Source organism: Corynebacterium frankenforstense DSM 45800, assembly GCF_001941485.1.
GTDB lineage: Bacteria > Actinomycetota > Actinomycetes > Mycobacteriales > Mycobacteriaceae > Corynebacterium > Corynebacterium frankenforstense.
The window spans coordinates 375008-389610 of the sequence record NZ_CP009247.1; the positions used below are offsets into that span (position 1 = coordinate 375008).

The following is a 14603-nucleotide window of genomic DNA, read 5'->3' on the forward strand; positions in this document are numbered from 1 at the left end:
GATAATAAGGAAAAGCCGGGCCGCCCGCGGGCGACGGTTTTTCATTTGCCGCCCGCTAAATTATGGTGTGTATACCACATAGTGATGGAGCGGCGGCCCACGGGGTCGCCTCTTACGGCCCGTCGAACCGGCGGGCCGTACTACTGCCCATCACGGGGACGCCCGACACACGCACCCCGGAGACGCGGTCCGTGGGGTGGAGGGCACCCGTCGCGCCGCCCGCCGGCCGCGGCGGACGAGGCGTCCCGCACCCGGTGCCCGGTCCCCGTCCGCGAGCGAGAAAAGAAGTACATGAGCATGGCCCAGCAGGAGTCCCCCCAGCCCCGGGGCACGGTCGTCTTCGTCGGCGCCGGCCCAGGCAACTCCGACCTGCTGACCGTCCGCGCCCGCGAGGTGCTCGCCCACACGGCCACCGCGCTGGTGGAACCCGAGGTCCTCGACGGCGTGCGCGCGGTCGTCGCGAGCGCGCTGCCCGTCCCGCAGGAGAAGATCGACGCCGCCGAGGAGGCCTACAAGCGCCTCGTCGAGGAGACCAAGGCGGGCGGCGCCCGCCGCCGCCCGCCGCGCCCGGCGCCGCCCACGGCCGCCGAGGTGGAGGAGCTCGCCTGCGACGACCCCCGGGACGTCGCCAAGCGGCTCGTCGAGCTGACCGTCGAGGGCGAGAACGTCGTGCGCCTCGTCGCCGGCAACCCGCTCTCGCGCGAAGGCGTGCTCGCCGAGATCAACGCCGTGGCCGCCGCCGACGCCGACTTCCAGGTCGTGCCCGGCATGTCGCTGCCCTCGACGGTGCCGGCCTACGCGGGCATCGCCCTGGGCTCCACCTTCACCGAGACCGACGTCACCGACGGCGACGTCGACTGGGACCAGCTGGCCTCCGCGCCGCAGCCCCTCGTGCTGCAGGCCACCCGCGAGGACCTGCCCACCATCGCCGAGCAGCTGCTCGACCGCGGCCTGCCCGCGGCGATGCCCGCCTCGGTCACGGTCAACGGCACCACCCGGCTGCAGCGCACCGTCGACGCCACCCTGGGCACCCTCGGCCGCCTCGACACCGAGCTCGACGGCCAGCTCGTGGTGACTCTGGGCACCGCCGTCGACTCGCGCTCGAAGTACTCCTGGTGGGAGAACCGCCCGCTCTACGGCTGGCGGGTGCTGGTGCCGCGCGCGAAGTCGCAGGCCGCGCCGATGAGCGCGCGCCTGGCCTCGCACGGCGCGATCCCGCAGGAGGTGCCGACGATCTCCCTGGAGCCGCCGCGCAACCCCAACCAGATGGAGCGCGCGATCAAGGGCATCGTCGAGGGCCGCTACCAGTGGGTGATCTTCACCTCCGTCAACGCGGTCAACGCCGTGTGGCGCAAGATCTCCGAGTTCGGGCTCGACGCCCGCGCCTTCGCCGGCATCCACCTCGGCGCCGTCGGCCGCAAGACCGCCGAGGCGCTGCGCGTGCAGGGCCTGGCCCCCGAGGTCGTGCCCCCGGCGACCAAGCAGAACGCGCTCGGCCTCGTCGACGTCTTCCCGGAGTACGTCGAGGACCTCGACCCGGTCGGCCGCGTGCTGCTGCCGCGCGCCGACATCGCCGCCGACACCCTCGTCGAGGGCCTCGAGGGCCTCGGCTGGGAGGTCGACGACGTCGTCGCCTACCGCACCGTGCGCGCCGCGCCGCCGAGCGCGGACATCCGCGACATGATCAAGTCCGGCGGCTTCGACGCGGTGTGCTTCACCTCGCCGTCGACGGTGAAGAACCTCGTCGGCATCGCCGGCAAGCCGCACCAGCGCACCGTCATCGCGGCGATCGGCCCGTCCACGGCGCAGGCCGTGCGCGAGCAGGGGCTGCGCGTCGACGTCGTGCCGGAGGTCGCCGACATCCCGCACCTGGTCGACTCGCTGGCCGACCACGTCGCCGCGCTGCGCGCCGCGCGCAAGCTGCCGCCGCCGCGCAAGAAGCGCCGCAGCCGCAAGCGCGCCGCCTCGCAGGGTTCGTCGCACTCCCCGGCGAAGGGCTCCGCCAAGGGCGCGTCGCACGACGCGTCGGAAAGCACGGGGAAGGGCTCGGGGAAGGACTCGGGCAAGAACTCCGGGAAATAGGACGCCCGGGGCCGGGGCGGAAACGCCCCGCCCGGCCGCGCCGCGGGGGAGTACCTAAGATGGTCGGGTAAGCAAGGCAGAGAACCCGAGAAAGAAGGCGCCTTTCACCGTGTCCAACCCCACCCCGCAGCCGGACAAGACCTTCCCGCTGACCGTGCCGGTCCGCCGCCCGCGCCGCCTGCGCACCACCCCGGCGATGCGCGACATGGTCGCGGAGACCCGCCTCGACGCCAGCGACTTCATCCTCCCGATGTTCGTCGCCGACGGCATCGACGCCGCCCGCGAGATCCCCTCGATGCCGGGGCAGTACCAGCACACGATCGACTCGCTCAAGGCCGCCGTGCACGAGGCCCTCGACGCCGGCGTGCGCTGCGTGGACCTCTTCGGCGTGCCGCGTGACGGGGACAAGGACGCCACCGGCTCGGTCGCCTGGCGCGAGGACGGCATCCTCAACCGCGGCGTGGCCGCCCTGCGCGAGGAGTTCGGCGACGAGGTCATCGTCATGGCAGACACCTGCCTCGACGAGTTCACCGACCACGGCCACTGCGGCTCGCTCAGCGAGGACCGCCACGGCAACACCTACGTCGACAACGACGCGACCCTGCCGCTCTACCAGGCCATGGCCGTCGCCCAGGCCGAGGCCGGCGCCCACATCGTCAGCCCCTCGGGCATGATGGACGGCCAGATCCGCGCGATCCGCGAGGCCCTGGACTCCGAGGGCTTCGAGGACGTGGCGATCATGGCCTACTCCGCCAAGTACGCCTCCGCGTTCTTCGGCCCGTTCCGCGACGCCGTCGGCAGCTCGCTCAAGGGCGACCGCCGCACCTACCAGCAGGACCCGGCCAACGCGCGCGAGTCGATGCTGGAGACCCAGCTGGACATCGAGGAGGGCGCGGACATCGTCATGGTCAAGCCCGCCCTGCCGTACCTCGACATCCTGCACGAGGTCGCCGCGTCGAGCCCGGTGCCGGTCGCGGCCTACCAGGTCTCCGGCGAGTACGCGATGATCCACGCGGCCGCCGCCAACGGCTGGATCGACCTGGACCGCGTGATGATGGAGTCGCTGACCTCGATCAAGCGCGCCGGCGCCGACCAGATCCTGACCTACTTCGCCGTCGACGCCGCCCGCGCGCTCGCCCGCGACTGACGCCGCGGAGTTGAATTAACGACGCCGCGCCGCGCGGCGTCCTGCGTAACGTGCGGCCGTGGTGCGCCGCGGACGAAGGAGGAGCACCTGATGACCACCGGACACGACCGCCGGGAGACGCCGGGCACCCCGGGCGCCCCGGGGACGGGGACCGGCGACCCGGGCGCCCCGGGGGCGGGGACCAGCGCCCCGGGCACCCCGGGAGTGCAGGGCAGCACCGCCGCCGCCGTGGATGACGGCCCCGGCGCACCCGGTGCCCCCGGTGGGCCCGGTAGGCGCGCAGACGTAACCGGTGCACCGGGCACGTCCGGCAGGTCGGCCAATGCCGGCGGGCCGGCCAAGGCCGGCGGACCGGCCACGGCCGGCAGGGACGACGACGCCAACCGGCCGCCGGAGGCCGTGCGTATCCTCGTCGCGCTGTGGCGCGGCATCGTCGGCCTGGAGATCCTGCACCAGCTGCTCAGCGTCGCCGGTGTGCTCGCCGACCCGACGGCGCTGCGCACCATGGCCCGCGAGACCCTCGAGCAGACCGAGGGCGCGGACGTCTCGCCGCAGACGCTGGACGTGGCCGTCTACGCCTCCGCGGGATTCTCGGCGCTGCTCGGCGTCGCCATCCAGCTGATCCTGCTGTGGGCGACGGTGATGATCGCCCGGCGCCACCGGTGGTCGGACGGCTCGCGCCGGCTGCTGATGTTCTTCAGCATCTACCTGGTCATCCGGGCCGTCGCCCTCTTCGGCGTCGGCGCGGCCGGGGTCGGTTCGATCCCCGTGGCGCTGCTCGCCGTCGACGGTTCGGTGCAGGTGCTCGCCGGGGTGGCCGCCGCCCTGGCGCTCGTGTACATCTTCAACTCGGAGACGGTGCGCTGGACCGCCGAGGCCGCCGCCGAGCAGGACCGCACCTGGACCGACCCGGGCAACCGCTGAGAGAGGATCCGCCGTGACGATGTTCCCGACCCCCGCCAGCGGGGGAAACCGGCCCGACCCGAACCGCGACTACCACTACGACCCGGAGTCCGGGCGGCCGCGCTCGCTCGACGTGGCGTACTGGCTGCTCGTCGCCGGGGCCGTGTTGTGCGCCGTGGCCGGCCTGATGCTGCTGACCACCGACGTGCCGCAGGAGATCGTCGACTGGAACGCCGAGCACGCCGAGAACGTGCGCTCCAACATGCGCTTCGTCGCCTGGTTCAACCTCGTCGGCGCCCTGCTGGTGGGCCTGTGCGCCCCGCAGGTGCGCGCCGGCTCGCGGGTGTGGCGGCGCTGGGTGGCCGCCCTGCTGGTGCTACTGGTCGTGGGCAACATGATCGCGCTGGTGGCCAAGGTCGTCGGCCCGGCGGTGCTGCTGAGCCTGGTCGTCTTCGCCGCGGCCGCGGTGGCGATGTTCCGGCCCGACGCCAACGGCTACATCCGCCACCACAGCGGCGTCGACACCCCGGGCGCCTAGAGCTCGGGCCCAGCTCCGGCACCCACGCCGCGCGGCCCGCGAGCTCCGCACAGGTACCGGCCCAACCCGGGCACCACGCCGTGCAGCCCGCGCGGCCCACGCAGGTGCCGGAGCGCCACCGCGACGCCGCCCGCACCCCGCACCCGCCCGCCGGATTCCCGGTCGGGCGGGTGTTTCGTGTCGGGGCGGTCTACAGTGGAACAAATCAACCGGCCGGGAGAGTCCCGGGATTGCCCGGGAAGAGCCCGGGAAGTGCCCGGGAAGAGCCCGGGAAGTGCCCGCTATCCGGACACATCCCGGCCGACCCGGCCGACCCGGCCGACCCGGCCGACCCGGCCGACCCGGCCGACCCGGCCGACCCGGCCGACCCGGCCGACCCGGCCGACGCCGGGACACACCAGAGACACCCGAGACACACGCAAGGAGGCGGAGACGGGGTGAGCGCAGAGGAGCAGGCGGCCCGCGCGGAGCAGACGCCGCCGTCCGGCGAGGGCCTCGACCAGGTCATCCAGCGCGCCCGGCACGCCGCCGCCCGCGCCGGCGTCGAGGTCGAGGACGACGTGGTCACCCTCGTCTCCTGGGCCTTCGACCTCGAGGGCCTGGGCGAGGAGACCGTCGACGCCGGCGACGTCGAGCACCTCGTCGACGCCCTGCAGGCCGTGCCCGGCGTCCATGCGCGCGTCATCTACCCGGACGCCAGGGCGTGGGTCAGCGCGCCGTCGGAAATTCCGCGGGAGCGCCTCACGGCGATCTTCGCGCAGTTCGGGCTCACCGCCACCCCGACGCCGGCCACGCGCCGGCGCGTCGCGCAGCTCGAGCAGACCCGGCACGCCCGGGTGCGCCGCAACCGCCGGCCCGTGCGCCGCTCCGCCGGCGAGGAGCGCGCCCTGCAGCGCGCCCGCCGCGAGGGCTGGCTGCGCGCCGCCGCCCGCGAGGACGCCGAGGCCGAACGCCGGAACAACGGCGCCCCCGCCTCCGCGACCGTCGCGCACGCCGTCAACCGGGGCCGGCTCGGCGAGAGCCGCGACGTGCTCTACACCGCCCGCGGGCTGATCACGACCCCGCGCCTGGTCACGGCCCTCGTGCTGACGATCCCGGTGCTGCTGCTCAGCCTCGTGACCGGCTGGCAGTTCGACTACTGGCAGTGGGTCACCCTCGCGCTGTCGCTGCCCGTGGTCACCTGGTGCGCCTGGCCGTTCCACCGCGCCCTGGCCGGCGGCGTGCGCCGCGGCGCGACCGCCCTGGACGGGGCGAGCTCGATCGCCGTGTCCGCCGCCTTCGTCTGGTCGCTCGGCGCGCTGCTGTTCACCGACGCGGGCCGGCCGGGCTGGCTCTCCGAGTCCGGCTTCTTCACCCCGCCGATGTTCGGCGGCTCCGGGCCCGACATCTTCCTCGACGTCGCCTGCGGCATGACCACGCTGCTGCTGGTCGGACGACGCTGGTCGATCCAGTCGCGCTCCAGCCTCGTCGAGGAGCTCGCCGCCGCACGCCCCGACCTGCACTCCGAGGTCACCATCGCGCAGCGGCGCCGCCACCCCAACGACCCGGAGGGCGAGCGCCTGCCGCTCGGCGAGGTCAACGTCGGCGACGACATCGTGCTCACCCCGGGCCAGCTCGTGCCCGTCGACGGCATGGTCGTCGGCGGCTCCGGCGTCATCGTCGCCTCGGTGCTCTCCGCCGCGCGCGGCCCGGACCACGGCCACGGCGAGGGCCACACCCACATGCACGGCCACGGCCTGGGCCACCACCGCCACACCACGCCGACCTACCAGGTCAGCGTCGGCGGGCACGTCGGCGCCGGCGACCGGGTGGAGTCCGGCACCCTGAAGGTGCGCGTGCGCCGCACCGGCCACGCGACGCGCATCGCGGCCGTCGAGCGGTGGGTCGCCCAGGTCAACCGCCGCCAGAACGACGCGGTGATGCTCTCGACGCGCTCGGCGTCCTGGCTGATCGTCGTCTCCTGCTTCCTGGCCGTGGTCTCCTTCCTCGGCTGGTGGTGGTTCACCGGCAACCCGACCGGGGCCTTCGCCACCGGCCTGGCCGTGCTCGCCTGCGTCGCTCCGCCGGCGCTGGCGCTCTCCTCGGCCCTCGCGCTGCGCCTGGGCACCGAGGCCGGGGCCCGGCACGGCCTGCTGCTGCGCGACGGCGGCGTGATGCGCCGCCTGGAGAGCACCGACACGCTGATCTTCAACCGCGTGGGCACCCTGACCGCCTCCGACATGGTCGTCGAGTCCGTCAAGGCGCTGCCCGGCAACGACAAGGACCTGCTGCTGCGCGTGGCCGCCAGCCTCGTCGCGGACTCGCCGCACCCGGCCGCCCGCGCCATCGTGCGCGCCGCGCGCTCCATCCCGCACGCCCCGGGCGACACCGCCGTGCCGCGCCGCGTGCCCGTCACCAGCGCCAAGGTCACCGCCGGCGGCGACTTCGTGGCCACCTGCACGCTGCCGGTCGACGGCCCCGAGGGCAGGCGCCGCGAGCGCCACGTCAACGCCCGCCTGTGGCGCCCGTGCACCGTCGGCGACCTCGACGAGCCGCTGGCCTCCCTGGCCTCCGCGCAGGGCACCCCGATCATCGTCGCGATCGGCGGCGTCGACCGCGGCGTGATCACCCTGCACGACCCGGTCAAGGAGGACGCCGCGGAGGCCGTCGACGGCATCGAGGGGCTCGGCATCGAGACCATGATGATCTCGCGCGACATCTACCCGGTCGCCCGCCGCTTCGCCGACAGCGTCGGCATCTCCCGGGTGCTCGCCGGCATCGCCCCCGGCCGCAAGGCCCGCACCGTGCGCACCGTGCACACGCAGGGCAACACGGTGACGATGGTCGGCGACGAGTCCGTCTCCGCCGCGCTGCGCGTGGCCGACGTCGGCGTGCTCGTATCGGGCACCGTCCCGCTCGAGCCCGACCGCGACGGCGACGAGATCGACCGCGGTGTCGACGTGGTGGTGCTGCGCAAGGACGTCCGCGCCATCGAGGAGCTGCTCGCCCTGGCCCGCCGCGTGTGCCGCATCATCGACCGCAACATCCTCTTCGCCTGGGGCTACAACGCCGTCGCGGTCGTCGGCGCGCTCACCGGCGTGCTCCACCCGCTCGGCGCGACCGTCGCGATGCTCGCCGCCTCCCTGGTCATCGAGGCGATGTCCAACCTCGCCGCGCGGCCCGTGGAGTTCTGACCCACCGATTGACGACGTCCCGCCCGTCCCCGTCGGCGGGCGCGGTGCGGGGTGTGCGACGCCGCACCGGGCGCGCCGCGCCCCGGACGGCACGGCGCGCGACACCGCGCGGGGCGCGGTGCGCGGCGCAGGCGGCGCCGGTGCGGCGCACGCGGGGGTACGCACGGCGTCGGCAAGCGCACGGCGGTTGGCCGGGCCCCGACGGGTTCGGGCACAATCGGGGGCATGATCACCCCATCCCCGGCACGTCGCCGGCTCACCCGCGCCCCGTTCCTCGACGCCGTCGCCGGGCGGACCCCGACGCGCACGCCGGTGTGGTTCATGCGCCAGGCCGGCCGCTCGCTGCCGGAGTACCGCGAGATCCGCGCCGGGGTGGGCATGCTCGAGTCCTGCTTCCGGCCCGACCTGCTCACCGAGATCACCCTGCAGCCGGTGCGCCGCCACGACGTCGACGCCGCGATCCTCTTCTCCGACATCGTCGTCCCGCTCAAGGCCGCCGGCGTCGGCGTGGACATCGTGCCCGGCCGCGGGCCCGTCATGGACCACCCCGTGCGCACCCGCGCCGACGTCGACGCGCTGCCCGTGCTCGAGGAGCCGGTGGCCGAGGTCGGCGAGGGCATCTCCGGGATCCTCGACGGCCTGCGCGACGACCAGGTGCTCATCGGCTTCGCAGGTGCCCCGTTCACCCTGGCCAGCTACCTCGTTGAGGGCGGGCCGAGCAAGAACCACCGGCACACCAAGGCCCTGATGCACACCGAGCCGGAGACCTGGCACGCGCTCATGGAGCGCCTCGTGCCCACGGTCACCGCGTTCCTGTCCGGGCAGATCGCCGCCGGTGTCGACGCCGTCCAGCTCTTCGACTCCTGGGCCGGCTACCTCTCGGAGTACGACTACCGCGAGCACGTCCTGCCGTACTCGCGGCGCATCTTCGAGGCCGTCGCCGGCGCGGAGATCCCGCGCATCCACTTCGGCGTGACCACCGGCGAGCTGCTCGCCGACATGGCGCAGGCCGGCCCCGAGGTCGTCGGCGTGGACTGGCGCGTGCCGCTGGACCGCGCCGCCGAGCGCATCTTCCGCGCGGCCGGGCCGAAGGTGCTGCAGGGTAACCTGGACCCCGCGCTGCTGTTCGCCGGTCCCGACGTCGTGCGCGCCGAGGTGGAGCGCATCCGCGCCGCCGCGCGCCGGGCGGTCGACGAGGGCTACGCCACCGGCCACATCTTCAACCTGGGCCACGGCGTGCTGCCCGAGACCCCCGCCGAGGCCGTCACCGAGGCCGTCCGCATCGTCCACGAGACGGATTAGCGCCCGCGAGACACGCGGGTAGTCGAGTAGTGAAGTAGTGAAGGAGCACAACCCCGTGCGTTACGCCATCATCGGGGCCGGCATCGCCGGCCTGACCGCCGCCTGGGAGATCCACCGCCGCGACCCGGAGGCCGAGGTCGAGGTCTTCGAGGCCACCGACCGCATCGGCGGCAAGCTGCGCTCGGTGCCCTTCGAGGGCGGCCCCGTCGACCTCGGCGCGGAGGCCTTCCTGGTGCGCCGGCCCGCCGCCCGCGAGCTCATCGACGAGCTCGGTCTGGGCGACGACGTGGTGGGCACCTCCGGGCTGCACTCGACCGTCTTCACCGGCGGGGTCATGAAGCCGCTGCCGGCGGGCACCGTCATGGGCATCCCGGCCACGAGCGGGCCGGTGGCCCACCTGGTCTCCGCGGAGACCGCCGCGCGCATCGACGCCGAGGGCGACGCCGAGCCGGTCGACTGGCCGGTCGGCGGCGACCTCAACGTCGGTGAGCTGGTGCGGGCGCGCTACGGCGGCGAGGTCGTCGAGCGGGCCGTCTCCGCGCTGCTCGGCGGCGTCTACTCCTGCACCGCCGACGACCTCGGCGTGCGCGCGACCGTGCCGCAGCTCGCCGAGGCCTTCGACGCGATGGTCGAGGCCGGCGAGAAGCCCACGCTCTCCGGGGCCGTGCAGCGCGTGCTCGACTCCCGGGCCGCGCAGGCCGCCGCGAAGCGTGGGGAGAAGGAGGCGCGCGGCTCCGTGGCCGCGACCGCCGAGCCGAGCACCAGTGCCGCGCACCCCGCCGGGACGCAGGCCACGGGCGCCGGCGACGGCGCCCAGCCCGCCGACGGTGCGGGTGGCGCCGAGGGCGACCAGGACGGCGTCGGCAAGCGGAGGAAGCGCCCCGTCATCTTCGGCACCCTGCGCGGCGGCTTCCGCGAGCTCTACGAGGCGCTCGCCGAGGCCTCCGGCGCCAGGATCTACCTCGACGCCTTCGTCAGCGGTCTCACCCGCGACGGCGAGGGCTACCGCCTGACCGGCGCCGGCGAGGGCACGTACGACGCCGTGCTGCTGGCCACCCCGGCACCGACCACCGCCCGCCTGCTCGCGGCCGTCTCCCCGGCGACCGCCGAGGCGCTGGGGCCGGTCAAGCTCGCCGGCTCCGTCGTGGTGGGGCTGCGCCTCGAGTCGGGCGAGGGCTTCCCGGAGAACTCCGGGGTGCTCGTCGCCGGCGACGAGCCCGGCGTGCACGCCAAGGCCTTCACCTTCTCGTCGAAGAAGTGGCCGCACCTGGCCGAGCGCGGCGGGCTGACCCTGCGCGCCAGCTTCGGCCGCTTCGGCGACGACGCGCTGATCCGCGAGGACGAGGACACCCTCGTCGACTACGCGCTCGACGACCTGAAGACGATCACCGGCTTCGACGCCCGCGAGGCCGGCGTGGCCGAGATCTACGTGCAGCGCTGGCTCGGCGGGATCCCGCGTTACGACGAGCACCACCTCGAGCACGTCGCCGCCGCCCGCGCGGCCGTCGCCGAGGTGCCCGGCGTCGAGGTCACCGGCTCCTGGGCCGGCGGCGTCGGCGTGCCGGCCGTCATCGCCGACGCGCGTGCGGCCGCCGCCCGGCTGCTCGGCCAGGGGGACTGAGCCCGGCGCCGGGCGCGCGCCGGGCGGTGCGCGCCAGGTGCCGCGCCATGTGCACGCTGCCGGGGGAGGGGCACCGCACACCGCGGCCGGTGGGGACATCCGGGCGGTGGTCCCTACAATGGTCCCCATGACTACCCCCGGTTCCCAGCCCACCTCCGAAAACACCGCCCGGTCCGCCGAGATGTTCACCGAGGCCCGCCGGCTCACCCCCGGCGGGGTGAACTCCCCGGTGCGCGCCTTCGGCTCCGTCGGCGGCCAGACCCGTTTCATCGAGTCGGCCACGGGCTCGCACCTGACCGACGTCGACGGCAACGACTACGTCGACCTGGTCTGCTCCTGGGGCCCGATGCTGATGGGCAACGCGCACCCGGCCGTCGTCGAGGCCGTGCGTGAGGCCGCGCTCAAGGGCCTGTCCTTCGGCACGCCCTCCTACGGCGAGGTCGAGCTGGCCCGCCTGATCGTCGACCGCACCTCCGTCGAGGAGGTCCGCCTGGTCAACTCCGGCACCGAGGCGACGATGTCCGCCGTGCGCCTGGCCCGCGGCTACACCGGCCGGCCGAAGGTGCTCAAGTTCGAGGGCTGCTACCACGGCCACGTCGACGCGCTGCTGGCCTCGGCCGGCTCGGGGGTGGCGACCTTCGCGCTGCCGGACTCGCCGGGGGTGACCGGCGCGGCCGCCGCCGACACCATCGTCGTGCCCTACAACGACCTCGAGGCCGTGCGCGGCGCCTTCGCCGAGCACCCGGGCGAGATCGCCTGCATCATCGCCGAGGCCGCCGCCGGCAACATGGGCACCGTCGCCCCGGACGAGGGCTTCAACGCCGCGCTCAAGGAGATCGCGCACGCCGACGGCGCGCTGCTCATCCTCGACGAGGTCATGACCGGCTTCCGCACCTCCTACAACGGCTGGTACGGCGTCGACGGGGTCGCCGGCGACCTGACCACCTTCGGCAAGGTCGTCTCCGGCGGCCTGCCCGCGGCGGCCTTCGGCGGGCGCGCCGAGATCATGAAGCACCTCGCCCCGGAGGGCCCCGTCTACCAGGCGGGCACCCTGTCCGGTAACCCGGTGGCCACCGCCGCGGGTGTGGCCTCGCTGACCAGCGCCACCCCGGAGGTCTACGACGCGGTGAGCGCCAACGCCGACCGCCTGGCCGGCCTGATCGACACCGCACTGGAGGCCGAGGGCGTGCCGCACCACATCCAGCGCGCCGCCACGATGCTCTCGGTGCGTTTCGCCGAGGGCGCCGGCCGCAACTTCTCCGACATGAAGGCCGCGGACACGTTCCGCTACCCGGCGTTCTTCCACGCGCTGCTCGACGCGGGCGTCTACGCCCCGCCGAGCGTCTTCGAGACCTGGTTTGTCTCGTCGGCGCTCACCGACGATGATTTTGAGCGCATCGAGGCCGCGCTCGCCCCGGCCGCCCGCGCCGCCGCCGCGGCCGACCCGAACTCCTAGGAGACAGCCATGTCCACGACGATCGTCCACCTCGTGCGCCACGGGGAGGTGCACAACCCGGAGCGCGTGCTCTACGGTCGCCTGCCGGGCTTCCGCCTCTCCGCGCGCGGGGAGTCCCAGGCCGCGCGCACGGCCCAGGCCTTCGAGGGCCACGACGTGACCCACCTGGCCTGCTCGCCGTTGCAGCGCACCCGCCAGACCGCGTTGCCGATGGCGCGCGTGACGGGCCTGGAGCCGCAGGTCGACGAGGACCTCATCGAGGCGGGCAACCGCTTCGAGGGGCTGCGCACCAAGGGCTGGCGCACCCAGCTGATCAACCCGGTGCGCTGGCCGCTGATGGTCGACCCCTCCGAGCCGAGCTGGGGCGAGCCCTACCGCGACATCCAGTCGCGCATGCTCGACGCCGTCGAGCGCGCCCGCCTGGCCGCCGAGGGTCACGAGGCCGTGCTGGTCACCCACCAGCTGCCGATCGTGACCGTGCAGCGCTGGGTCGCCGGTCTCGACGTCGCGCACATGCCGTGGGACCGCCGCTGCGAGCTGGCGAGCGTGACCTCGCTGGTCTTCCGCGGCGCCGCCGTCGCCGAGTGCGTCTACACCGAGCCCGCGCAGGAGATCTGACTGTGGCGGAACCCCTCAATTTCCGACGTCCCGCCCTGCGCCGCCGCGGTTCCCGCGCTGTGGGTGCGGGTGCCGGCGCCGTGGGCGCCGGGCGTTCTGACCGGACCGTCCGCGACGTCGTCTGCGGCGGTGCCGGTGGTCGCGTGCGCCGCGCCGCGCGCGTGGCCGGGCTGCTGGGCGCCGTCGTGGTGGCGGCGGGCACGTTGTCGGCGTGCTCGATGGAGGACGCCGGCGGCGACGACGCCGTGGCCATCGGCGGCACCTTCGACTTCTACTCGCCGAGCGGCAGCACCGAGGTCTTCTACGACGAGTCCGAGCGCGCCCCGCTGCAGGGCTTCTCGGGTGAGTCGCTGATGGACGAGGGCGAGACGATCTCGCTGTCGGACTTCGACGGCCAGGTCGTCGTGCTCAACGCCTGGGGGCAGTGGTGCGCGCCGTGCCGCGCGGAGGTCGACGACCTCGAGCGCCTGCAGGAGTCCTTCCGGGAGGGCGACAAGCCCGCCACGGTGCTCGGCATCAACGTGCGCGACCACAACGCGGAGATCGCGCGGGACTTCGTCAAGGACAACGGGGTGACCTACCCCTCGATCTACGACCCGCCGTTCCGCACCGCCGCCGCGCTCGGCGGCGTGCCCACCTCCGTGGTGCCCACGACGATCGTGCTGGACAAGCAGCACCGTCCGGCCGCCGTCTTCCTGCGCGGGATCACCGACACCGAGATTTCCGAGGTCGTCGACGGCCTCCTGGAGGAGCAGTGAACCTTTCGACGGTGACGGAGTTCCTGGTCGGCGGCGCGGCGTCGGCGGGCCAGGCAGCCGGCGCGACCGGCGCGACCGGCGCGGCGGGGGCATCCGACACGGCGTTCCTGGCGGACGGCGCTGCTTCGGCGGGCGTTGACCTGCTCGCCGCCGGCGGGACCTTCGCCGAGACGGTCGCCGGCGGCCCGCTGGTGCTGGCCCTGGTGGCCGCGGCGCTGGCCGGCCTGGTCTCCTTCGCCACCCCGTGCGTGGTGCCGCTGGTGCCCGGCTACCTCTCCTACCTGGCCGGCACGGTCGGCGGGGAGATGGACTACTCCGGCGAGCACGGCCCGACCGTGGGCCGGCGCCGCCAGTGGGCCGTGGTCATCGCCGCGCTGCTGTTCATCCTCGGCTTCACGGTGGTCTTCGTGCTCGGCACGGCCACCGTCTTCGGCGCGATCGGGATGCTCACCCTCAATGCCGAGACGCTCATGCGCGTCGGCGGGGTGGTCACCATCGTGATGGGCCTGGTCTTCCTGGGCTTCATCCCGGGGCTGCAGCGCGACACGCGCATGAGCCCGAAGCGGGTGACCACCTGGGTCGGCGCGCCGCTGCTCGGCGGCGTCTTCGCCCTGGGCTGGACGCCGTGCCTGGGCCCGACGCTGGCGGCGATCGTCTCGGTGGCCGCCGGCACCGAGGGCACCACGGCCGCGCGCGGGGTGGTGCTCATCGTGGCCTACTGCCTGGGCCTCGGCCTGCCGTTCCTGCTGCTCGCGCTGGGCTCGACCTGGGCGCTGCGGGGCGTGGGCTGGCTGCGCAGGCACTCCCGTACCATCCAGGTCATCGGCGGGGTCCTGATGATCCTCGTGGGCCTCGCGCTGGTGACCGGGGTGTGGGCCGAGTTCGTCGGCTGGGTCCGCCAGTGGACGCTCGGCTACGGAACGACCGTGATCTAGGATCGCCCGAGGCCGGTGCCGGCGCAGGTGAGACCTGGGCGCGACCGGTGCGCGGTCGGCGCCACGGTCC

General features: G+C 74.3%; 11 protein-coding genes. All 11 read left to right on the forward strand.

What is annotated here, in order from left to right; translation table 11 throughout:
- Positions 1–297: 297 nt before the first annotated feature.
- Complete coding sequence (locus CFRA_RS01530) at positions 298–2082, forward strand: bifunctional uroporphyrinogen-III C-methyltransferase/uroporphyrinogen-III synthase (protein ID WP_425429716.1); 1785 nt, start codon at positions 298–300, stop codon at positions 2080–2082.
- Between the two features lie 148 nt (positions 2083–2230).
- Positions 2231–3229, forward strand: coding sequence for a porphobilinogen synthase (hemB, locus tag CFRA_RS01535; protein ID WP_075664797.1), 999 nt, complete (start codon positions 2231–2233; stop codon positions 3227–3229).
- A gap of 90 nt (positions 3230–3319) precedes the next feature.
- Positions 3320–4153, forward strand: a complete 834-nt coding sequence (locus CFRA_RS11525; protein WP_156887931.1) for a hypothetical protein — start codon at positions 3320–3322, stop codon at positions 4151–4153.
- Positions 4154–4172: 19 nt separating this feature from the next.
- Positions 4173–4670: a hypothetical protein gene (locus CFRA_RS01545; protein ID WP_075663156.1), complete on the forward strand. Its 498-nt coding sequence runs from the start codon at positions 4173–4175 to the stop codon at positions 4668–4670.
- 437 nt (positions 4671–5107) lie between these two features.
- Positions 5108–7843, forward strand: coding sequence for a heavy metal translocating P-type ATPase (locus tag CFRA_RS01555; RefSeq protein WP_075663158.1), 2736 nt, complete (start codon positions 5108–5110; stop codon positions 7841–7843).
- A 225-nt stretch (positions 7844–8068) separates the two neighbouring features.
- Positions 8069–9145, forward strand: coding sequence for a uroporphyrinogen decarboxylase (gene hemE / locus CFRA_RS01560; protein ID WP_075663159.1), 1077 nt, complete (start codon positions 8069–8071; stop codon positions 9143–9145).
- A gap of 55 nt (positions 9146–9200) precedes the next feature.
- Complete coding sequence (locus tag CFRA_RS01565; protein ID WP_075664798.1) at positions 9201–10766, forward strand: protoporphyrinogen oxidase; 1566 nt, start codon at positions 9201–9203, stop codon at positions 10764–10766.
- A 127-nt stretch (positions 10767–10893) separates the two neighbouring features.
- Positions 10894–12222, forward strand: a complete 1329-nt coding sequence (hemL, locus tag CFRA_RS01570; RefSeq protein ID WP_415684496.1) for a glutamate-1-semialdehyde 2,1-aminomutase — start codon at positions 10894–10896, stop codon at positions 12220–12222.
- Positions 12223–12231: 9 nt separating this feature from the next.
- Complete coding sequence (locus tag CFRA_RS01575) at positions 12232–12840, forward strand: histidine phosphatase family protein (RefSeq protein WP_075663161.1); 609 nt, start codon at positions 12232–12234, stop codon at positions 12838–12840.
- Positions 12841–13058: 218 nt separating this feature from the next.
- On the forward strand, positions 13059–13598 hold the full coding sequence (locus tag CFRA_RS01580) for a TlpA family protein disulfide reductase (protein WP_083666997.1): 540 nt from the start codon (positions 13059–13061) through the stop codon (positions 13596–13598).
- A 140-nt stretch (positions 13599–13738) separates the two neighbouring features.
- Positions 13739–14533 carry a cytochrome c biogenesis CcdA family protein gene (locus CFRA_RS01585; RefSeq protein ID WP_156888032.1) on the forward strand — a complete coding sequence of 265 codons (795 nt, stop codon included), beginning with the start codon at positions 13739–13741 and terminating at the stop codon, positions 14531–14533.
- Positions 14534–14603: the final 70 nt, after the last annotated feature.